General features: G+C 66.8%; 23 protein-coding genes. 15 read left to right on the forward strand and 8 right to left on the reverse strand.

Annotated features, from left to right (window positions below; all coding sequences use genetic code 11):
* Positions 1-162: 162 nt before the first annotated feature.
* Entirely contained in the window at positions 163-528 is a 366-nt protein-coding gene (locus JNUCC0626_RS47810) for a hypothetical protein (protein WP_394617234.1), read from the reverse strand.
* Positions 529-662: 134 nt separating this feature from the next.
* Between JNUCC0626_RS47810 and JNUCC0626_RS47815 the strand changes: the two genes are divergently transcribed.
* Together JNUCC0626_RS47815 and JNUCC0626_RS47820 are read left to right on the forward strand one after the other, a co-directional pair.
* The gene (locus JNUCC0626_RS47815) at positions 663-929 is read left to right on the forward strand and encodes a hypothetical protein (RefSeq protein WP_394617235.1); all 267 of its coding nucleotides are present in this window, start codon (positions 663-665) and stop codon (positions 927-929) included.
* Between the two features lie 32 nt (positions 930-961).
* Positions 962-1,342: a nuclear transport factor 2 family protein gene (locus JNUCC0626_RS47820; protein WP_394617236.1), complete on the forward strand. Its 381-nt coding sequence runs from the start codon at positions 962-964 to the stop codon at positions 1,340-1,342.
* Positions 1,343-1,420: 78 nt separating this feature from the next.
* Here the strand turns inward: JNUCC0626_RS47820 and JNUCC0626_RS47825 are convergent, their stop codons facing one another.
* Positions 1,421-2,026 carry a TetR/AcrR family transcriptional regulator gene (locus JNUCC0626_RS47825; RefSeq protein ID WP_394617237.1) on the reverse strand — a complete coding sequence of 202 codons (606 nt, stop codon included), beginning with the start codon at positions 2,024-2,026 and terminating at the stop codon, positions 1,421-1,423.
* Between the two features lie 159 nt (positions 2,027-2,185).
* On the opposite strand from JNUCC0626_RS47825, the gene JNUCC0626_RS47830 reads away from it, so the two are divergent.
* Entirely contained in the window at positions 2,186-3,706 is a 1,521-nt protein-coding gene (locus JNUCC0626_RS47830; protein ID WP_394617238.1) for an MFS transporter, read from the forward strand.
* Between the two features lie 78 nt (positions 3,707-3,784).
* Here the strand turns inward: JNUCC0626_RS47830 and JNUCC0626_RS47835 are convergent, their stop codons facing one another.
* Positions 3,785-4,189, reverse strand: coding sequence for a hypothetical protein (locus JNUCC0626_RS47835; RefSeq protein WP_394617239.1), 405 nt, complete (start codon positions 4,187-4,189; stop codon positions 3,785-3,787).
* Positions 4,190-4,224: 35 nt separating this feature from the next.
* Positions 4,225-4,587, reverse strand: coding sequence for a hypothetical protein (locus JNUCC0626_RS47840; protein ID WP_394617240.1), 363 nt, complete (start codon positions 4,585-4,587; stop codon positions 4,225-4,227).
* 250 nt (positions 4,588-4,837) lie between these two features.
* Between JNUCC0626_RS47840 and JNUCC0626_RS47845 the strand changes: the two genes are divergently transcribed.
* The 6 genes from JNUCC0626_RS47845 to JNUCC0626_RS47870 all read left to right on the forward strand — a co-directional run bounded on the left by JNUCC0626_RS47845 (position 4,838) and on the right by JNUCC0626_RS47870 (position 10,056).
* Entirely contained in the window at positions 4,838-4,966 is a 129-nt protein-coding gene (locus tag JNUCC0626_RS47845) for a hypothetical protein (RefSeq protein WP_394617241.1), read from the forward strand.
* A gap of 307 nt (positions 4,967-5,273) precedes the next feature.
* The gene (locus JNUCC0626_RS47850; protein WP_394617242.1) at positions 5,274-8,612 is read left to right on the forward strand and encodes a S8 family peptidase; all 3,339 of its coding nucleotides are present in this window, start codon (positions 5,274-5,276) and stop codon (positions 8,610-8,612) included.
* Positions 8,613-8,664: 52 nt separating this feature from the next.
* On the forward strand, positions 8,665-9,066 hold the full coding sequence (locus JNUCC0626_RS47855) for a hypothetical protein (protein ID WP_394617243.1): 402 nt from the start codon (positions 8,665-8,667) through the stop codon (positions 9,064-9,066).
* Between the two features lie 38 nt (positions 9,067-9,104).
* The gene (locus tag JNUCC0626_RS47860) at positions 9,105-9,497 is read left to right on the forward strand and encodes a hypothetical protein (protein ID WP_394617244.1); all 393 of its coding nucleotides are present in this window, start codon (positions 9,105-9,107) and stop codon (positions 9,495-9,497) included.
* Between the two features lie 156 nt (positions 9,498-9,653).
* A complete protein-coding gene (locus JNUCC0626_RS47865; protein WP_394622259.1) occupies positions 9,654-9,848 on the forward strand; it encodes an alpha/beta hydrolase domain-containing protein in 195 nt (64 codons plus the stop codon).
* Positions 9,796-10,056: an alpha/beta hydrolase domain-containing protein gene (locus tag JNUCC0626_RS47870; RefSeq protein ID WP_394617245.1), complete on the forward strand. Its 261-nt coding sequence runs from the start codon at positions 9,796-9,798 to the stop codon at positions 10,054-10,056. The genes JNUCC0626_RS47865 and JNUCC0626_RS47870 overlap by 53 nt, the downstream gene beginning before the upstream one ends.
* Before the next feature lie 34 nt (positions 10,057-10,090).
* Here JNUCC0626_RS47870 and JNUCC0626_RS47875 read toward each other — a convergent pair whose 3' ends face one another.
* The 3 genes from JNUCC0626_RS47875 to JNUCC0626_RS47885 form a co-directional block, all read right to left on the reverse strand.
* Positions 10,091-10,702 carry a TetR/AcrR family transcriptional regulator gene (locus JNUCC0626_RS47875; RefSeq protein WP_394617246.1) on the reverse strand — a complete coding sequence of 204 codons (612 nt, stop codon included), beginning with the start codon at positions 10,700-10,702 and terminating at the stop codon, positions 10,091-10,093.
* Positions 10,703-10,834: 132 nt separating this feature from the next.
* Complete coding sequence (locus JNUCC0626_RS47880; protein WP_394617247.1) at positions 10,835-12,034, reverse strand: NAD(P)/FAD-dependent oxidoreductase; 1,200 nt, start codon at positions 12,032-12,034, stop codon at positions 10,835-10,837.
* Positions 12,031-12,228 carry a ferredoxin gene (locus JNUCC0626_RS47885; RefSeq protein WP_394617248.1) on the reverse strand — a complete coding sequence of 66 codons (198 nt, stop codon included), beginning with the start codon at positions 12,226-12,228 and terminating at the stop codon, positions 12,031-12,033. The genes JNUCC0626_RS47880 and JNUCC0626_RS47885 overlap by 4 nt, the downstream gene beginning before the upstream one ends.
* Positions 12,229-12,338: 110 nt before the next feature.
* Between JNUCC0626_RS47885 and JNUCC0626_RS47890 the strand changes: the two genes are divergently transcribed.
* The 6 genes from JNUCC0626_RS47890 (at position 12,339) to JNUCC0626_RS47915 (ending at position 19,439) form a co-directional block, all read left to right on the forward strand.
* The gene (locus JNUCC0626_RS47890; protein ID WP_394617249.1) at positions 12,339-12,959 is read left to right on the forward strand and encodes a TetR/AcrR family transcriptional regulator; all 621 of its coding nucleotides are present in this window, start codon (positions 12,339-12,341) and stop codon (positions 12,957-12,959) included.
* 227 nt (positions 12,960-13,186) lie between these two features.
* Entirely contained in the window at positions 13,187-14,383 is a 1,197-nt protein-coding gene (locus JNUCC0626_RS47895) for an MFS transporter (protein WP_394617250.1), read from the forward strand.
* A gap of 190 nt (positions 14,384-14,573) precedes the next feature.
* Positions 14,574-15,926, forward strand: coding sequence for an amino acid permease (locus tag JNUCC0626_RS47900; protein ID WP_394622260.1), 1,353 nt, complete (start codon positions 14,574-14,576; stop codon positions 15,924-15,926).
* Positions 15,913-16,545 (forward strand): helix-turn-helix transcriptional regulator, encoded by a 633-nt coding sequence (locus tag JNUCC0626_RS47905; RefSeq protein ID WP_394617251.1) that lies wholly within the window; start codon positions 15,913-15,915, stop codon positions 16,543-16,545. Before JNUCC0626_RS47900 ends, JNUCC0626_RS47905 begins: the two co-directional genes overlap by 14 nt.
* A 123-nt stretch (positions 16,546-16,668) precedes the next feature.
* Positions 16,669-17,856 (forward strand): MFS transporter, encoded by a 1,188-nt coding sequence (locus JNUCC0626_RS47910; protein WP_394617252.1) that lies wholly within the window; start codon positions 16,669-16,671, stop codon positions 17,854-17,856.
* Positions 17,853-19,439, forward strand: coding sequence for an AMP-binding protein (locus JNUCC0626_RS47915; RefSeq protein WP_394617253.1), 1,587 nt, complete (start codon positions 17,853-17,855; stop codon positions 19,437-19,439). The genes JNUCC0626_RS47910 and JNUCC0626_RS47915 overlap by 4 nt, the downstream gene beginning before the upstream one ends.
* A 783-nt stretch (positions 19,440-20,222) precedes the next feature.
* On the opposite strand, the gene JNUCC0626_RS47920 is transcribed toward JNUCC0626_RS47915, so the two are convergent.
* Positions 20,223-20,699: a hypothetical protein gene (locus JNUCC0626_RS47920; protein WP_394617254.1), complete on the reverse strand. Its 477-nt coding sequence runs from the start codon at positions 20,697-20,699 to the stop codon at positions 20,223-20,225.
* Positions 20,700-20,763: the final 64 nt, after the last annotated feature.

Genomic DNA, 20,763 nt, shown 5'->3' on the forward strand with positions numbered 1-20,763 from the left:
AAATGTGCGCGGGAAGTGCCGGCTCCGCGCCGTGGCGAGCTCCGGGGGCTGAATGTGACGACGGGGAGTCCCGGCCGGACCGGGGTGTGCGGAAGAACAAGTCCTGCCACGACTTCCCGCCGTCACCTGTCATGTCGCGCTGGGCGGAGCCAGTGACGGGGATCAGTTCGTGATCTTCACCTGGCGGTATCCGTCGATGCCTGCTCCGAGCCAGCGAACAGTCGCGGACGTCTGAGTGTTGCCTTCGCACTTGCTGCCGCGGTAGGTCTTGGTTTCCGGAGTGCCGTTGACGCTGACCGAGACGTCGCCGTGGTACCCGCTCGGACCCACCAGGCACCGGCCGTTGACGCGGATGCTCTTCACCGGAGTGTTGTTGTAGATGACCACGACGCAAGCCTTGTTGGCGGTGTCCGACTCGTTGCAGGGGGGCGGCCCTGCAAGGGCCGGGCCCGCCGCCAGCACCACGATGCCGACCGAGGCCGTGGTCGCGGCCACGATGCCCGCCAGCACTGCGCGTTTCCGATTCATGATCCCTGGATCCTATCGTTGATGATTATGAGTAAAATTTTCCGAACTTTTCTGAAATTGATCGCTCGGGTTGCCGGGGCAGCCGGTGCGACCGACACTCGCATTTGCGGCGACTGTGGATGTGGAGTTTTGTCATGAACAATGCAATTCGTCAAGCTGCAATCTCGGCACTCTGCGCCGCGGCCTTTGTCGGCGTGGTGACGACGTCGGCACAGGCTGCCGACGAGTGGACCGTCCACGGACCCGACCGCACTTCGTTCGAGGCGGCGAGCGCGGACAAGTCTGCAACCGAGGCCCTGTGCCAGAAAGAAGACGGGCAAGCGGTGGACAGCTACGACATGCCGACCGTGGGAAAAAACCAGTTCGTCGCCTACGTCCAGTGTCGAAGCAAGCGTGGATGAGCTGTGACCGCCCCTGGGGTTAAGGTGGCCCGATGAATGATTTGGAAAAGAACAAGGCGACTGCCAAGGCCTTCTACGAACTGATGTTCAACGAATGCCGGCCCGCCGAAGCCATCGCCCTGTACGCCGGCGACACGTACATCCAGCACAACCCGCACGTCGGTGACGGCAAGCCGGCGTTCATCGACTACTTCGAGCGCATGGCGGCCGAGTACCCCGGCAAGCGCGTCACCTTCAAGCGCGCCCTCGCCGAAAAGGACCACGTCGTCCTGCACTGCCACCAGAGCTGGCCGGACGAGGACTACGCGGGCATCGACATCTTCCGGTTCGACGAGAACGGGAAGATCGTCGAGCACTGGGACGTGCTGCAGGTCATCCCGGCCACGTCCAAGAACGACAACACGATGTTCTGATCGCCGTGGCGGTGGTCACGGCGCGACGGGTGCCCTATGGGGTGCGGCGCGCGAATGCGCCGCACTCCGCCTGTCGCATCAGTGGTTTCCGGCCTCGGGCGAGGCGAGCAGCGGCGCCGCCATGCTGCGGACCCAGCCGTCCAAGGTCGCTCTGTCCGCGCCGGTGAGGGCTGTGGTGCCGATCTTGCGGTAGAGAAACGCGATCCCGGTGATCATCGCGGCGACCAGTTCGGCGCGCAGGGCGGCATCCGGACCGTCGAGCCGCTGGGCGAGTCGATCGCCGAAGCCGCGCTCGATCCGCTCGCGGATGATCGCCCGGACGGTTTCGTCGTTGGCGGCGGAGGCGAGTGCCGCGATGTCCGTGTCTGCTCCGGACGTCGCGGACATGCCGAGGACGCGGGTGAGCAACGCGGAGACCAGTTCGTCCAGCGGTGTCTGCTCGATGATGAGGTCGGCCCCGGTGACGTTGCTCTCCGCGGCCTCGGAGAAGAGCTTCTCCTTCGAGCCGAAGTAGCGGTACACCAGCGTCTGGTTGACGCCCGCCGCGGTCGCGACATCGCGGGTGCTCGTTCCCGCGACGCCGTGCTCGGCCATCAGCGCGCGTGCCGCGTCCAGCAGGGCCTTGCGGGTCGCCACCGCGTCCCGGCGGCGAGGTCGGGCGACCTGATCGCTTTCCGTTGCCATCGCTGCCCTCCTGGGAAATCGTCGATCGACGACTTGAGTCTAGACCAGCGCAAACGCCTGGTGACGACCATCACGGACAAGTAAGTAGTCAATCGTTGACTTATGTTCGTCGCAGAGCTTATCGTCTAAGTCGTCAGTTGACTACTTAGGAGCCCCGCAATGGCCGAACTGCTCGCGTCGCGACCCGGAGCCGCGACATCCCACCGCAAGGGCACAGCGCCTACAGCCGTGCTGCTCGTGCTCGCGCTCTCGACGTTCGCCATCGTGGTGATGCAGAGCCTGGTGATGCCGATCCTCCCCGGACTGGCGAAGTCGCTGGAAGTCTCGATGGCGGACGTGTCCTGGGTGGTCACGGTCAACCTGTTGTCGGCGGCCGTGTTCACCCCGTTCCTCGGTTCCCTCGGTGACGCACTGGGCCGCAAGCGGGTTCTGATGATGACGTTGGGGCTCGCCACCGCGGGCTCGGTGCTCGCGGCGGTGTCCACCACCCTGCCGCTCGTGCTGGCAGGTCGTGCGCTGCAGGGCATGGGCTTCGCCGCGATGCCCCTCGCGATCGGGATCGTGCGATCGATCTTCCCGCCGCACCGGGTGCCCTCCAGCCTCGCGCTGCTCAGCGCGCTCACCGGGATCGGCGCAGGCGCCGGTCTGCTGATCTCCGGCGTCCTGGTGAACGCCGGCATGACGGCTCAGGGCATGTTCTGGATCTCCGCTGCCGCCACCGCGACTGGCCTGCTCGGCGTCGCCACCCTCATCCGGCTGCCCGAGCGGGTGAACGACTTCCGCGTCGACGTATGGGGCCTGCTGACGCTGAGCGGCGGCCTGGTGTGCCTCGTGCTCGGCATCAACCGCGGTCCGAGCTGGGGCTGGGGCTCCGCGACCGTGCTCGGCCTGTTCGTCGGCGCGCTGGTGCTGCTGGTGGCCTGCTACCTCGTCGAGCAGCGCGTGAGCAAGCCGCTCATCGACATGTCGATGATGCGCAAGCCGGTGGTGCTCGGCACCAACCTCACTGCCTTCCTGACCGGAGCCGGCATGTACGGCGCGTTCGTGCTCGTCATCCAGTTCGTGCAGACGCCGAGCCGTTTCGGTTACGGGTTCGGTGCCGACGCTCTCGGCGCCGGTCTGACCCTGCTCCCGCTGACCGCCGGAACCCTGGTCGCGGCCGCCGCCGTCTCGATGCTGATCAAGCACATCGGCCCGAAGTGGCCCATGGTGATCGGCACCGTCGTCGCCACGGCCACGTTCGCCTTCCTGCTGGTCCTGCACACCGAGCACTGGCACTTCTACGTCGCGACCGGCCTGCTCGGCCTCGGCCTGGGACTGGCGATGGGGGCGATGCCGACGTTGCTCAACAGCGGTGTGTCCCCGGAGCAGACCAGCGTCGCAAACAGCGTCAACCAGACGCTTCGGTCCGTCGGTGGTTCGATCGGAACGGCTGTCGCCACCGCGATCCTCGCGGCCAACACCTCGGCCGGTGTTCCGCTGCCTACCATCGACGGCTACACCACGTCGTTCGTGATCTCGGGCGCCATCTGCGTCCTCGCGATCGTCGCCGCTCTGGCCGTTCCCTACCGCCATCGTTCGAACGGTGAAACCGTCGTGGCGATCGAAGAGTCCGAGACCGAGGCTCGTCCGTCCGAGCTCTCGCTCGCGACCGCCCAGCGCTCCGGTGTGAGCGTCTGAACCGCAGAAAGCTCCAGAGGGGTCCCGCGGGCAAGCCCGCGGGACCCCTCTGGCGGTTGTCGCCGGTCGAACGGACCGTCAACTCGCCTTTTCGCCGGTGATCGAGACGACGAGGTATCGACCCTGGTGGTACGAGGGGTTTTGCGACGTACCGGACTGGCTGTCGCCCGCGCAGGCGGTCTTCCGGTAGGCCTTGATCCTGGGGTACTTCTCGTCGGCCACGTGGACGTCCCATCCGACCGTGTCGCCCGGACCCCAGTCGCCCTTGTAGGTCATGCAGGTGCCGTTGGGGGCGCGGAAGCTGTAGAGCCCGTAAGCGTCCCTGGCACTCCTGTTGTGGACGGCCAGGCAGAACTGTCCCTGCGGCGCGCTGCACTGGTTGTCGGGAAGATGCGTGGCGGCCTCGGCGGGAACCGCGAGAAGCGTTGCGGCTGCGACGATTGCGGCACTACCGGCCAGTGCCGCGCGAACTGAACGAATCATGATCTCTCCTCGTTTGTCGGACTGCTGCAAGAAGATCAGACCGGTTCGCTGACCATGACGGTCCACGCGCAGGTGGTCGCGTCGAACTCCAGGTGACCACTGGCCGGGCTGGTGGGAACCGTGGACTTGCACTGTTTTCCGGCGCCATCCGTGCAGCCGCTGTTGTTGTTGAAGAGAATCGTGTCGATCTGAGCCCCCGGTGCGACCGAGCTCCATCCGCCGGATGGGACGCAGGCGCCCTTGGCTCCGGGGGTGCTGAACCAGATGTACCTGCCGCCGGTCAGTTGCCACTGCGTCGCGGCTGTGGCGGGCAACGAGCTCGCCAGGGAGAAGACGCCGACGATCAGTGTGACGCCGCAGGTTCTGACGATGCCTCGGACACGAGGCTTGGTGTTCATGGTGGACAGTGTGGAAGTGAGATGTGCGCCACTCGGTCGAGTTTCACGCGCGCTGGATCTTTTTCCCTGTTCTGCGGACGTGAACCGAAGGCGTTCAGCTGTGCCCCTGTCGTTCGGTGGCTACTGAACGACCCACTGGCAGGTGGCGGCGTTGAAGCGCAGGTGCCCGACGTCGGGGCCGACGGGAACTGTCGATTTGCACTGAGTCCCTGCGCCGTTCGAACAGCTGCTGTCGTTCGTGAAGAGGAGCGTGCTGATTCGTGCTCCCGGTTCGTCCGAGTACGTTCCGCCCGACGAGATGCAGGCGCCGTTGGGAACGCTCGGAGAGACGAACCAGATGTACCTGCCCCCGAAGAGTTCCCACTGGGTCGCCGCGTGAGCGGACACCGAGGTCGCCATTGCGAGAGCACCGGCGACGAGGACGATTCCGCAACTCCGTGCGAGCCTGCGGGCGTGCGTACGAGTGTTCATATTGGACAGTCTGGGACGGCATGGAGCACGACCAGGTCGCATGCTCGATTTTCGTGTTTTCTTCCGCGTTCAGCGGACGAAGTGCGCCGATGTTCGGGGGCGCCGCCAGCGATGTGCGGAAATCATCTGCGACTCCGCGCAAATCCGGCACCCGACCGGCCAGAGGAGGGTGACCTGAAGGAAAGTTGCGGTGTGGAGACGGACAAGGGATGGGGATGATCACATCACGCCGGTCCCGGCGGCTGTGGCGCTGGTCGGCGACGTTGTTCGCCGGCGTGCTCATAGCCGCCGTCGCGGGTGCGCCGACGGCGACAGCGCAGGCGGCGAAGCTCGCACAGGGCGTGCGCAGCGCCAGGATCGAGCGAGCCCTGCTGACGGACAAGATCGAGCCTCGCCTGAGCTCCGCACGCGGCCAGGTGACCGCGTTTGTCGAACTGACCCGGACGCCCGCGGTCGACGCCTTCAACGGAGAACGGAGAAAGGGCACGGGCAAGGAGAAGGCCAAACAGGCCGTGCGCGAGGTCAGGGACGGCACCGTCCGTGCTGTCGACTCGGTCGTCCGGCAGTTGAAGGCAGCCGATGCCGGCGCCCGGCTCATCACCCAGACTGCGAACGCGGTTCCCGGCGCGGTCGTGACCGCTGACGCGGCTACCCTGCGGGACCTGGCCAAACGCTCCGATGTCGTCTCGATGCGGACCGTCGTACCGATGAGGCGGACCAACGCCGGCGCGGTGCAGCTGACGAGGACGCTCAACACCTGGCAGCAGACCGGGAAGTTCGGCGACGGCGTGCGCGTCGGCGTCGTCGACGACGGCATCGACTACACGCACGCCGACTTCGGTGGTCCCGGCACGCCCCAGGCCTACCAGGAGACCGACCGCACCAAGCCCAGCCCGTTGTTCCCCTCCGCCAAGGTGATCGGCGGTGTTGATCTCGTGGGTGACGATTACGACGCCAGCGGGACGACAGGAGGATCGCTGGTGCCCGAGCCGGATTCGAACCCGTTGCCGTGCAGCACCCACGGCACACACGTGGCGGGCACCGCCGCCGGGTTCGGCGTCAACGCCGATGGCAGCACCTTCACCGGTGACTACGCGAAGCTGACCGCCGACGAGCTCAACGCGATGAAGATCGGACCCGGCACGGCACCGAAGGCACTGCTGTACGCCATCAAGGTGTTCGGTTGTGACGGGTCGAGCGCCGTCGTCCCCCAGGCGCTCGACCTGGCGCTCGACCCTGACGGCGACGGAGACTTCTCCGACCGCCTCGACGTCCTGAACCTCTCGCTCGGTGAGGACTTCGGCATGGCGGACGACCCGAACTCGCTCTTCGTGCGCAAGCTGGCCGAGAACAACGTCTTGACGGTCGTTTCCGCGGGCAACAGCGGTGACGTCAACGACGCGGGTGGAACGCCGGCCAACGTGGTCGAGGCGCTGGCGGTGGGAAGCACGCTCGACGCGGCGATCAAGACCGACGTGATCGACATGACCGCGCCGGTCCCCGGACGGTTGACCGGGCAGTTCAGCAAGGCGTACACCCACTTCGGCACCCTCGACCTGACCGCACCCGCCGCCGCCCTGTCGCAGGCGAACAACGACGGTTGCGCGCCTTACTCCGCCGCGGACTCTGCCAAGGCGGCAGGCAACATCGTGTGGCTCGAGTGGGACGACAACGACGCGACCCGCGCGTGCGGGACCGCGGTGCGTGCGGGACACGCCCAGAACGCCGGCGCGAAGGGAGTGATTCTCGCGTCCACTTTGGAGCGATTCCGGGCCGCGATCACCGGAAACCAGGACGTTCCCATGTTCCAGCTGCGCGGCAGTGCCACGGCCGCGGCCCGCCCCGCGCTCATCGCCGGTTCGCTGCGGCTGCGGATGGCCGGAACGGGGATCGAGAGCGGACTGTCGTACTACCAGCCCGACGCGGACACCGCGAGCGGGTTCACCTCCAGGGGCGGCCGGCGTCCCGCGGTCAAGCCCGATCTCGCGGCGCCCGGCGACACCATCGTCTCGGCGTTGCGCGGCAGCGGAACCGGCTGGGGTGAGTTCTCCGGAACGTCCATGGCGGCACCACACACCACGGGTATCGCGGCGCTGGTTCGTCAGATCCATCCGGACTGGTCGGTCGAAGAGGTGAAGGCGGCGTTGATGGGCACCGCCGGACACGACGTGCACGACTCCTCCGGCCGCACCTTCGGACCGCAGCGCGTCGGCAGCGGGCGGATCGACGCCCAAGCCGCTGTCGACAACCTGGTGCTGCCTTACGTGACCGACGATCCCGGCGCGGTGTCGGTCAACTTCGGTGTGGTGGAAGTGTCCGGCCCGCTCGCCGTGACCAAGACCCTCAAGATCGTCAACAAGGGCGCTGCCCCGGCCGAGTACGCCGTCGGCTACGAAGCGGTGCACACGCTCCCAGGCGTCGAGTACACAGTGAACAAGAAGTCGCTCGCGCTGACCCCGCGCGGCGTCGCGAACGTCGAGGTGACGTTGAAGATCACCGATCCGAAGGCGTTGCGCAAGGTCATGGACCCGACGATGCAGGCGATGCAGTCCGGGCTGGCCCGGCAGTTCGTCGCGGACGCTTCAGGACGTGTCGTGTTCGTGCCGAAGAGCGGTGCCACCGTGCCGCTGCGGGTGTCCGTGTACTCGGCACCGAAGCCCGTGTCGTCAGTGAGGGCTCCGGACTCCGTGAGGTTCGCACCCGGTCGGGACCAAGCGGTGCTCAACCTGACCGGCGGGGGTCTCGACCAGGGTGCCGGTGCCGAGCGTTACCGATCGCTGGTCAGCGTTTTCGAGTTGCAGGCGAAATCACCGAAGCTTCGTGACTGCGGTCCCGATGTCGTGATCGAGTGCGCGGTCAACGAAACCGCGAAGGGCGGCGACCTGAGGTACGTCGGTGCGGCGTCAACGGCACAGCACACGAAAGCGGCGGGCAAACCGGACGACTCGCTGCTCGCGTTCGGTGTCGCCACATGGGGTGACTGGGCCAACATCGGCTCCACCACGCAGATATTCGTCGACATCGACACCAATGCCGACGGCAAGCCGGAGTTCCAGACCATCGTGGCCAAGATGCCCGACACCGACGTGCTGGTGGCCAACACCGTGTCTTTGACACAGCCTGACAACCCGAGCGTCGACGTGCAGCCTGTGAACGGGCAGTTCGGCGATGTCGACACCAACGTGTTCGACACGAACGTGCTGGTGCTGCCGGTGAGGATCGCGGCGCTCGGAATCGACCCGAACGAGTCGTCTCACCGAATCAGCTACACCGCGGGTTCCTTCGGTTTCTACCCGGCTCCGGGACAGGACACTGCGGAGATCGACCGGCTCAGTGGGTGGCTCTCGTATGACGTGCTGGCGCCCGGCTACTCCGTGCGGGGCGGGGGCGTCCCCGCGATCACCTACGTGGCCAAGCCGGGGACCGCACTCGTCGTGAACCGGAACCAGAACTCAGTCGTGGCGGACAAGCCGCTCGGCCTGCTCGTGCTGGAGCACCACAACGCCGCCCGCGACCGGGCGCGCGTGACGAACCTGGTGGCCGTCGGCGGATGACGTGCCACAGGACGAGAAATGTTGATTCAGTTGGTTTTCTCAGGAGGAGACCTTGTTCAAGCGAGTGCTGTCCACGCTTTCCGCTGCAGCGATCTTCTGCACGGGTGCTGTCCTGATCGCTTCGCCGGCGCAAGCCGCGGACACGCAGTTCAGGATCATCTTCGTCGGTTCCAAGATCCCGTCCTGGGCGAAGAGTGCTGAGGTGAACCTCTTCGACGGGCTGGGGGTCCGCTGCGTGAAGGATCTCACTCCAGGCCAGGACCTCGACACGGGAATCGTCAAGTCGGTTCCGGACGGGAGCAGGCCGGGCTCGGAGGCCAGGTCGGTTCGGATCGGCGTTTACAGCGCGAGGCGGTGCGACGAGGGCAACATCGACCCCCGTTTCTCGGGAACGTGGGAGGCCCCGCAGGCCGCTCTGTCGGGCGTCAACAGGTGGCGGATCGAGCTCAGCTGACTGCTCTGGCCGCTCGTGGACTCTCTCAGGAGGAGATCGTGTTCAAGCGTTTCATGTCCGTGTTGACGTCCTGCGCGATGTTCTGCGCGGGTGCCGTTCTCGTCTCTTCGCCGGCGCACGCCGCAGGCACCCAGTTCGCCATCATGTTGACCGGATCGAGGATTCCGGCCTACGCGAAGAGCGTGCAGCTAGACTTCCTCGACGGCACCTTTCGCTGTGTCAAGGGCTTCAAGGCGGGTCAGGACTTCAACACCGGAGTCGTCAGGGTGGTGCGGGACGGAAGTGCGCCGGGATCGCAGGAGCGGCAGATCTGGGTTGTGACCTTCGACAACGACCGATGTGGCTATCCCGCTGTCGGTGGCGGGACGTACCAGGAGGCTCCGCAGGCCGCCACGTCCGGTGTCAACAAGTGGTGGATCAACCTCTCCTGAGTCTTCGCTCGTACACGTCGAGCTCGACGAACATGTGAACTGAAGGAGGGAAGCAGGACGTACCGTCCACTTTGGAGCGCGTTGTGCGCGCTCCTGTTGTCCGACGACTCCTCAGCCGCGCATTCGGCTGAGGAGTCGTCGTCGATCTCGGGGCCGGTGACGGGAGAGAAGGGAGCACCGGTCCTGGCTTCTCACACCACGTTCGACCTGGCGCGGTTCGGGTACGTCCAATCGGAGTACTTCGTCGCCGGTGTGGCTGAGGTTTACGCGTCGGCACACCGGCGACGCCCGACGGCAGGTGGACTGTCACCACGTCGTCGCCGGCGGCCTTCAAGACGCGCGTGGTGGTGAACCGCCCGGTGCGCAGTTCTGCTTTCTCTTCGGCACGACCGAACCGTTTTCGCAGGAGCAGCTCAAGGCTCTCCACGGCAGTCATGGCGGGTTCGTTCGGGCTTGGACCCAGGCGACCTGTGCCGCGGTCACCGCGGGCTTCCTGCGTCCAGTGGACGGCTTGCAGATGCGAATCGTCGGTGCCCAGTCCGATGTCTTGAAGCCGTAGTGGCAGGTCGTGCTGTAGGCCCGCCTCACGTCCGTCACCGAGGCTCCTCGCGGCCTGACACGGCCGCGAGGAGCTGAGGCGAGATCAGGGCGCTCATCCGCTCCGGGGTGCCAGGGCATCCCCATCGGAGCCAGTCGACCACGGCGCCGACCACAGCGCCCGCGGTGAAGGCCGCCGTCGGGTCGTGAGAGCGCGCGACGAGATCGTCGTGGTGCCCGGCGGAGCCCCCGCCGGCGGGTTCGACCCGGCTATGGGCGCCTGCCGTGATGCGATCGAGCAGGTGGTTGATCACCCGAGCGCTGCCGTCCGGCCCGAGCAGGACTCGGTAGAGGCGCGCGTGCTCGGCGACGTGGGTGAACAGGCCCGTCAGCGAGTTCTGGGCCTCTCGGACGTTCGTGGTCGTGTCCGAGCCGGACAGCGGGGCGGACGTGACCAGTTCGTCGAACAGCGCGGTGCACGCCGAGGCCGCCAGGTCGTCCAGACCGGTGTAGTGCTCGTAGAACGTCGAGCGGTTGACGTCCGCCCTCTTGGTGACGTCCGAGATCGAGATCTGGGCGAGCTCGCGTTCGGTGATCAGCTCCATCAGGGCGGCCTCGAGGGCCGTTCTGGAGCGACGGGTGCGGCGGTCCGCGGGTTGCGCTGGCACCGCCCCAGCGTATGTCGCTCGGCGGCGGCACGAACTCCACGTCCGTGTCGGGGGGTGCAGGTGAAGGCCGCTGGAGGGGAGAGGCGGCCTTCACCTGCGCGGACCGCATTGCGGTGGCTGGTGGCGGGTGCGTCAGACGGTGACCGTCTGGATGGCGGTCTCCCACGGAGTCGCGGCTGCGATCAGGGCACGCCAGGCGCGCAACGTCTTGGGCGGCATGCCGATGGCGAGCACTCCCGTCAGCCGGTCCGCCCTGCGGTAGGCGATGAGGAACCGCTGCTGGTTCGGATCGCCGTCCACCACGAGCGCCTCGTCGTAGGCGCGCAGGTAGCCGTAGGCCTGGATCTTCAGGCCGTACTGGTCTGACCAGAAGTACGGGATCGGGGCGAACGGCTTCCGCTCGTCGGGGTTGAGCAGGTTGCGGGCGACGGCCATGCCCTGCTCGGCGGCGTTGGTGCGGTGCTCGACGCGCATCGTGGTGCCGAAGAGCGGGTTGTGCCAGGACGCCACGTCGCCGACCCCGTACACGTCGGGTGCGGCGGCGCTGAACTGGTCGCACACCAGCCCGCCGGTGATGGTGAGACCGCTGCCGGTCAGCCATTCGGTGTTCGGTGTGCCGCCGATGGCCACCAGCACGTCGTCCGCGGGGAGCAGTGTGCCGTCGGCGAGCCTCACACCGGACAGCGCGCCGTGGGCGGTGACGATCTCATCGACAGCGACCTCGGTTCTCAGATCGACGCCTCGGTCACGGTGGACCGAGGCCAGGAAACGACCTGCCTCGTCGCCGATGGCCTGGGCCATCGGGAGCGGGCCGGCTTCCAGCATCGTCACCTCGACACCCAGCCCGACCGCGACGGCAGCTACCTCGGCGCCGACGAACCCGGCACCGATGATCACGAGCCGCCGCCCGGGAACCAGCCGCGCCTTCAGCGTGAGGGCGTCCTCCAGCGTGCGCAACGTGTGCACGCCCGGTACCGACTCCGCGCCCGCCAGGGTGCGAGGGCGAACTCCCGTCGCTACGACGAGAGCGTCGTAGGACAGTTCGGTTCCGTCGGCCAGCGCCACGGTGCCGTTCGCCACGTCCAGCCCGCTCGCGGGCACGCCCAGTCGCAGGTCCAGGTCGAGCGCGTCGATGTCGGCGGTGGCGCGCAGAGCCAGCCGGTCAGGCTGCCACTCCCCGGTCAGGATTTGCTTGGACAGCGGCGGGCGGTCGTAGGGCAGGTGCGACTCGGCGCCGACGAACGTGATGGTGCCCTGATGTCCCGCTCGACGGAGCGCCTCCGCAGTGGCCAGGCCACCGGCGGAGGCACCCACGACGACGACCCGGTTCACGCTTCGGCCAGGTGGATCGCGGCGGCGGGGCACACGGCCGCGGCTTCGCGGACGGAGTCGTGCAACCCCGGTTCCGGTGTCTCGGTGAGCAGGATCGCGATGCCGTCCTCGTCCCGCTGGTCGAACACGTCGGGCGCGATCAGCACGCACTGTCCAGCCGCCACGCACGCGGGCTCGTCGACCGTGACCTTCATCGGACTCTCCTCTGTTCCTGTGGTCGCCCAGTAAGTGGTAGCCAACTACCGCTTACTGCATCTGAAGGTAGCATAAATGGTAGTTGGCTACCGGTTGCTAAGCTGGAGCGATGACCACAGGGGCGCGACGACTCCGTGCCGACGCGGCGCGCAACGCCGAACGGATCCTGAGGGCCGCTCGGGCGGCCTACGCCGAGATCGGCCCGGACGTGTCGCTCAACGAGATCGCCGATCGTGCGGGCGTGGGTGCCACCACCCTCTTTCGCCGGTTTCCCAACAAAGAATCGGTCGCCAGGGCGGCCTTCGGCCAGTGCATCGCCGAGGAGATTTCGCCCGCCATCGAACGCGCGCTGGCCGACGACGACCCCAGGCACGGCATGGTGACCCTGATGGAGGCGGCGGTCGCCATGGCAGCCAGGGAGCCCGGCACCGTGGGTGCGGCGCGCAACGCCGGTGCTGTCTCGCCGAAGATCTCCCCGCCGTTCTTCGAGGCGCTGACCGAACTCGCCCAGCGTGCGCAGCAGGCAGGTCGGCTGCGCGCCGATCTCGTCCCCGACGACCTCTACCGGATCATGGTGATGGTGTTGAGCCTGCTGTTCACCATGGACTTGGGGAGCAATGGCTGGAGCCGCTACATCAGCCTCGTTCTGGAGGGTCTTTCGCCAGTCGGCGCAGGTCTCCTCCCGCCCGCGGTCCCGCTGGCGGAGGCTCCTGCGCGATCGGGCGGTTGACATGGGGTTGACCTGCACCTCTCCGCTGGGAGCTCGAGTCACTCTCGTGCTGTTCTTGTCGGGTGACTGGAGATCGACCTGAAAAGGAATGCGCGCATCGCGGATGGTTTCTCGCGATGCGCGGAAATCCGCCTCGGGTGTGCTGAACAGCGGGCGAACTAGCGGAATCTGTGCTCCAAGAGGATGAGCATCCCCCGTTGGAAGCCTGATCGAATGGACTGGTTCGCGTGAGTGGTTATGTCAGGTGGGTCGTGCTCGTGGGCTCGTTCGTGGCCTACATGTTCGACGCACTGGAGATCCTGCTGCTGTCGTTCGCGTTGCCCGCGATCCGCGCAGAACTGGGCCTCACGACGACGCAGGGAGGTCTGCTCGCCACAGCGACGTTGCTCGGCATCGGGGTGAGCAGCGTGACCGTCGGATGGCTCGCCGACAACTTCGGGCGCAAGCGGGCGTTGATGGCGTCGCTGCTCGTGTTCGGGGTGTTCACCGCTGCCCTCGCGGTGGTGCCAGGTTTCACGGCGTTCCTGGTCCTGCGCTTCCTGGCGGGCCTGGGGCTGGGCGGGGTCTGGGGCGTGGTGTCGACCTACGTGGTCGAGACCTGGCCGGCCGCGCAACGGGGCCGAGCGGCAGCGTTCGTGCTGAGCTCGTTCCCGATCGGCGGAGTGGTCGCCGCGCTGCTGTCCGCTGTCCTGCTGCCGGACTGGCGCCTGCTCTTCCTCGTCGCTGGCGTGGGCACGGTGGTCCCGCTGGTCATCGTCGGTCTGTTCTTCGGCGAGTCGGCCGAATGGGCTCGGCAGAAGACGACTCCGGTGCGGGTGGCGGAGATCTTCTCCCCAGAGTTGCGCAGGCGATCTCTGCTCGGGGCGACCGTGGCCGGGCTGGCGTTGTTCGGCTGGTGGGGCGCGTCCACGTGGTTGCCGACGTACCTGCAGACCAGCAAGGGCATCGCGGCGGGGGTGGTCGCGGTGTTCATGCTGGTGCTGAACCTCGGGATGTTCGTGGGCTACAACGTCTTCGGGCTGATCGCCGACCGGATCGGGCGCAAGCGCGCGCTGGTCCTGTCGCTCGCGGGAATGGCGCCGACCTTGCCGCTGTACGTCGTCGCGGCCGACCGCGCGACGTTGATGTGGCTGGGCCCGATGTTCGCCTTCTTCGCGGCCTTCGCCGGTGTCTTCGGTGCCTACCTGGGTGAGCTGTTCCCGACCAGGGTGCGCGCGACCGGCACGGGCTTCTGCTTCAACGCGGGCCGTGGAGTCTCGGCTCTCGCTCCGCTCACCCTCGGCGCTCTGGCGGCGAGTGCGGGGTTCGGAGTCGGCCTGCTGGTCTGCGCGGGTTTCATCGCCTGTGCGGCCGTCGTCATGACATTCCTGCCCGATTTGCGCTACTCGGCCCCGGTGTCCGAAATCGCAGCGCGATCGCTCTGACCGAAATTGCGTGGGTGGCTTCCTTTGAATTCGGAATCAAGCCCAGGTTAAATCAGCGCCTCGGCTGATGTGGTCTCAATTATCGTCAGCGCCGGTCAAATTCACCGGTCGTCGAGGAGATCACGTGAGCGGTTCGGCGTCAGTTGGTTCGGACGGCTATGAGAAGTCGCTGAGCAACCGCCAGGTGCAGATGATCGCGATCGGCGGCGCGATCGGCGTCGGCCTCTTCCTCGGTGCGGGAGGGCGACTCGCGACGGCGGGACCATCGCTGATCTTGTCGTACGCCGTGTGCGGTCTCGCCGCGTTCTTCGTGATGCGGGCGTTGGGTGAGCTGGTGATGCACAGGCCGGTGTCCGGCAGTTTCGTCGAGTACGCGCGGGAGTTCATCGGTCCGTGGGCAGGGTTTAGCGCGGGTTGGCTGTACTGGATGCACTGGGCGATGAGTGGCATCGCCGAGATCACCGCGGTCGCGATCTACATGCACAAGTGGTTCCCGGACCTGCCGCAATGGGCGACCGCGCTGGTCTCGCTCGTCGCGCTGGTCACGATCAACCTGATCTCGGTGAAGTTGTTCGGTGAGCTGGAGTTCTGGTTCTCCCTCATCAAGGTGACCGCGATCGCGGTCTTCCTGGTCATCGGCGCCGCGCTGGTGATCGGTGCCGCGGACGTCGGCGGCACGCAGGCCGGTGCGCACAACCTGACCGACCACGGCGGCCTGTTCCCGGCAGGGTTCGGCGTTGCGCTGATGACGTTGCAGGCGGTCGTGTTCGCGTACGCCTCGATCGAGCTGATCGGTGTCGCGGCAGGGGAGACCAAAAACCCCGCGAAGGTCCTGCCCCGTGCCATCAACGGCGTGGTCTACCGCATCGCGATCTTCTACGTCGGTTCGGTGTTGCTGCTCGCCATGTTGCTGCCGTGGCACCACTTCACGGGCACGGAGTCGCCGTTCGTCACCGTGTTCTCGGCGCTGGGCGTTCCGGTCGCGGGCGACGTGATGAACGCGGTCGTGCTGACCGCCGCGTTGTCGTCGTGCAACTCCGGTCTCTACGCCACCGGTCGCATCCTGCGTTCGCTGGCGCAGAAAGGCGAGGCGCCGGAGTTCACCGCCAGGATGAGCTCGTCGCACGTGCCGTACGGCGGCATCCTCTTCACCGGTGCCGCCTACCTGCTCGGCGTGGTGCTGAACTACCTGGTGCCCAAGGAGGCGTTCGACGTCGCCATCGCGATCTCGTCGCTGGGCGTGGTGTCGACCTGGAGCACACTGATCATCTGCCAGATGCGTTTGCGGCAGAAGGCCTTGAGGGGGGAGCTCGAACGGCCTTCGTACCGGATGCCAGGCGCGCCGTACACCTCGTGGCTGACGCTCGCCTTCCTCACGGTGGTGATCGGGCAGATGGCGTTCGCCGGTGACGCGGAGAAGGTCGCGTTCTGGTCGATTCCCGTGCTGCTACTGGTGCTCGCCGTCGGGTGGCGGCTGGTGTGCAGGCGTGAGCGCACGGTCTCGTCTGCCGCTCTCGGGTCGGTTCCGCTTGACCGCGGGTGAGTCGGTGAACTCGGCGGCCGGTCACACGGCGGTGTGGCAGGCCGCCGGTCCGGGTGCCTGGGCGCTCGCCCATCTCGACACCTCGCTCCGGTTCGTCGCCGTCGACCCGTTGTTCCGTCGGGATTTCGGGTCCTCGGTCCTGGGCGGCGCGTTCAGCAGTGTCGTGCACCCAGGGTTCGCCGCGCAGCTGTGTGAACGGCTCGACGACCTGACGGCTGGACGTGTGAACAACGTCGTGCAGCACGCGGTGATGTTGAGGCGCGATCGGACGTCGGTGATCGTGGAGATGACGGCGCACGTCGCTCGTGTGCGCGGGACTGCGTGTGTCGTGCTTTCGGTGCGTCCGGAGCAGGCCGGGCGGCTGTCCGAGGCGTTGCGGTCCGTGCAGCTCAGCGAGATCAGCGCCTCGATCCTCGAACGCGTGGCAGCGGGCGTGTCCACCGCCGAGATGGCCAAGTCGCTCTGCCTGAGCAGGCACGGCGTCGACTACCACGTCGCCTTGCTCGTGCGGAAGCTCGGAGCGAGCAATCGGACCGGACTGGTGGCGATGGCCTACTCGGCAGGAGTGCTGCTGGCTGGACAGTGGCCGCCGAAGGTGAATCCGGATCTTGTCGTGTGAATGCGCGAGTGTTTCCGCAGAATGCGGAGAATCATGTCGGTTCGAGTGTGATTTCCCTAATCTCGCGCGATTCCTGAACTTTCGGGTTACCGGCCCGCAGGCACGTTCGTAGCCTCGAATTCGATGGACATTCCTGGAACGAACCGAGCTGCCGGCGCCGTTCTCGCGGTGGGCGCCTTCGCGGTGGGCATGGATCCCTCCGCGATCGCAGGCGTGCTCCCGTCGGTCGCCGCCGACCTCCAGGTCGACGTCGAAGCGGCGGGGCAGCTGGTGACGGTGTTCGCGGTCGCCTACGCCCTTCTCGGGCCGGTGCTCGCCATGCTGACCGGTGCCGTGCGGCGGCGGCCGGTGCTGCTCGCAGGGCTGGGGATCTTTTCACTCGGCAACGCGCTGACCGCTGTGGCGCCCTCCTACAGCTGGGCCCTGGGAGCCATGGCGGTGGCAGCGGCGGGCGCGGCGCTGTACACCCCGTCGGCGATCGCCACGATCGCCGCGCTCACCGGGCCGGGAGACCGATCCCGGCGGATGTCGACGGTCGTGCTCGGGTTGACGCTGTCCGCGGCCTTCGGGGTGCCGATCGGCACCGTGTTCGGGGCGGAATGGGGCTGGCGCGGCACCATGTGGTTCGTCGTCGCGCTCGGTGGGGCGGCGGCGGTCGTGGTCGCGTGCTTCGTGGACGCGCCGGGGTCAGCGCGTCATCACGGTCTCGCCGAACGGCTCGCCCCGCTGCGTGATCGCAGGGTGCTCCTGTTGCTCGCGGTAACGCTGACCGCGTTCACCGGAACGTACGCGGTCTCGTCGTACGTCAGCCTGGTGTTCGGCGAGGCGACCGGGGGCAGCGGCTACCGGCTCGCCGTACTCCTGTTCGTGTCCGGTGTGGCAGGTGCGGTGGGAAACGTGCTGGCCGGCCTGCTGACCGACCGGTTCGGAGCACGTCTGGTGCTCCTCGTCGTCCTGCCGGTACTCGCCGTCGACCTCGCGCTCGTTCCGTTGGCCGGCAAGACGATGACGGGCGCGCTGGCGGCGCTGGCCGTGTACGGGCTCACGGTGTGGAGTGTCACCGTTCCGCAGCAGCGGCGGCTCATCGCCGCCGCCTCCTCGGCACCGTCGGTGGTCCTGTCGCTCAACTCGTCGGCCATCCACGTCGCGGTCGCGCTGGGCACCGCCGCCGGAGGGGTGATCACGCGTTTCGCCGGAGCGGCGTTCGTGACCGCGTTCGCCGCCGTCCTCGTCGCCGCAGGCCTTGGGATCTCGGAAAAAGCCGAACGGATCCGGCTGGAAACACCACGAGTCGATGAGAGAAGTCAATGATCTTCGAAGACTGCGCGTACTTGAGCACGTTGTTCGGCTCCTTCCGGCGAAACGCGGACAGGGTGGCGGTGATCCACCCCGGTGGTTCACTCACCTACGCCGAACTGCTCGCTGAGGTGTTCCGCGTGGCCCGTGCGCTGGAAGGTCTCGGCCTGAGACGTGGTGACGGCGTGGCGGCGATCGCGCACAACACACCGGGAATCCTGGTCACCAACCTGGCGAGCCAGGTCCTCGGTTGTTACTTCGCCGGAATCTCCACCAGTGCCGCGACCGCCGAGCAGGCCAGGATGATCGAGTTCACCGAGGTCGCGGCCGTGGTGTACGAGCCCGCGCTGGCCGCGGACCGTTCCGAGGAACTCGCTGAGACCTACGGTGTCGAGGGCCTCCTGTCACTTGGCCCCTCGTCGACGGGGACCGACCTGCTGGCGCTTGCCGCCGACCTGCCGAGCACCGCGCTCACTCCGCGTGCCGGAGAACAGGACATCGCCGACCTCGTGTTCACCGGCGGCAGCACGGGCGGCAAACCCAAGGCGGCGGCCTACACCTTCGAACGGATGGGGGAGCTGGCCGAGTCCTGGCTCTCCATCGGCGACCAGGACGCGGCCGACGCCGCCTACCGCGCGGATGACTGCCGACTGTTGCGCTGCTTCGCGGTCACCGACGCTCCCGGCGTCGCCGTGCTGCCCGCGCTCCTGCACGGAGCCACACTCGTTCTCCAGCAAGGGTTCGACGCCTCGGCGGTGCTTCACGCGATCGAGCGGCAACGCGTCACCGTGCTCTCGCTCTACCCGTCGGACCTCTACCGCCTGCTCGACCACCCCGACGTGACCCGCACCGATCTTTCGACGCTGCGACTGGTGGTCTACTACGGCGCGCCGATGTCCCCGGCCCGGCTCCGGCAGGCGATCGAGGTCTTCGGGACCGTGTTCTATCAGATCTACGGGCAGTCCGAGACCCGCATGCTGTGCACGCTCCAGCCGGAGGATCACCGCGTGGACCGGCCGGAGCTGCTGCGGTCGGTCGGACGCCCTCGTCCCGGCGTGAAACTGGAAATCCGTGCGAGCACTGGGAATGCCGCCGTCGGCGAGCTTGGTGAGATCCACGCGCGAACGCCTTACCGGATGAACCACTACTGGCGGGAACCGCATCTGACGGCCGAGACCGTCGACGGCGACTGGACGCGGACCGCTGATCTCGGCTACCGCGACGCCGCCGGGTATGTCTACGTCGCCGGGCGCCTGCGGGACGTCGTGGTCGTGGGAGGCTTCAACTGCCACGCGGTCGAGATCGAGAACGTGCTCATGACCCATCCGTCGGTGCGCGCGGCGGTCGTCGTCGGGCTGGAGGATCCGCGGACCGGAGAGGCAGTACACGCCGCGGTGGTGCGCCGGCCGGGAACGGAAGTGTCCGAAGTGGAGCTCGGCGAGCTCGTGCGGCTGGATCTCGGTGAACTTCAGCGGCCCAGGTCGGTGCTGTTCCTCGACGAGCTTCCTGTGACTCGGTCCGGAAAGCCGGACAAGAACGCGGTCCGGCAGCTGTTGATGCTCCAGGGCGCGTCCGGTCGGGGTGTCGAGCCGAGATAGCCGGACGAGTGGCGACGAGGAGGCCGGACTTCTGATTGTCGCCGCGAGGCTGTCGCATCGCTGTCAGCCTCTCCGCCAGGCGAATTGTGATGTCGACGGCGTGAATCATTCGGAGGCGCTGGGCGAAACCCGCCGGCTGCGTGTGGTGACAGCCGAAGAGTTTAGGTCGTGACGACCGTAAATGAGAACCGTTGCAGTTGTGGCTGGTGTAAGCCCGGAAGCCGTGCGCTCGGGTTCAGTCGCCAGTTGCTTGAGCGGTGAGTGCGGTGTCGCGATCAGTTTCGATCACAACGCCGCCGATGCAGAACTCTGGTGAGCCTTTTTCGTCTTGTTTCCGCTGGTCGCACCTGGCCTTGACCGGGTGGGAGCCGACTGGGTTCGTCCGGATCGGCGTGCTGCTGATCCGCAGGCCGGTCGCGATCTTGTTGGTCGCGCTCTCATGGCGATCACCAGGCAGGTTTGTAGTAGGTAGCGCGATCTGACCACGTTGTCATCAGCACAACCCGCCGCGCCATTACCGTCGTAACAGCACAATCACACGCGCCGACCAGCTGCAACAGGATGAAAAGGCTCGGTACCTTCAGATGTGGCGTGATTCTCAAGCCGGCCGTGCAGCTTGGTATCTTTGTTCACTCGGCTGGCTCCGCAGGGGTGTTGAGAACATCGTGTGAGCTAGCGCAATTGCCTGCCGAGGCCCCTGAAGGGCTGCCGACAGGCTGCGCGACTCCTGTTCTTCTGAAATGGTGGTTCGTGCCTGCGGAACTCTGGAGGAAGTGGTTCCTGTCAGCTGAGATTGACCCACCAGTTCTTGGTCTTGATGCCGTCCGGAAGGTTGCGCGTCACCCGGTTGCTCGTGTGTCCGGATTTGCAGTGACTGTCACTGAAGAGGTAGAAGTCCAGGACGTGGGGACGACCGTCGTCGATCGGGTTGAAGCTGATCCCGGAGTTGCGGTCCTTGTCCGCCACGAGATTGTGAACGCATTGCCTGGCCAGTGCGCCCACCTCGACGCTACCCACGTTGGCCGGGATGGCTGTGCCGACGAACATGATGTTGTACGTGCGAGATGCGGCTTGTGCCGGTGATACGGCGACGAGCGTCCCGCGCAGAAGATCGCCGTCGCTGTGAAAGTGGCGGCGATCCGCCTGATCGTCTTTATCCTGCTGACTCCTCGGTTGCGAAGAAGGTTCGCCTGGACAGGTTCTCTGCCGGAGGGGTCCTGAGAGGCTGTCGATGGGTGGCGAGCCGAGGTGAGTGCGCACTGCGTTGCCCGACTCCGGTGTTGTCGGGAGTTGTGCCCTGAGGACAGCCTGTACGGCGGCGCCG

The organism is Lentzea sp. JNUCC 0626, from assembly GCF_043632865.1.
Taxonomy (GTDB): Bacteria; Actinomycetota; Actinomycetes; order Mycobacteriales; family Pseudonocardiaceae; genus Lentzea.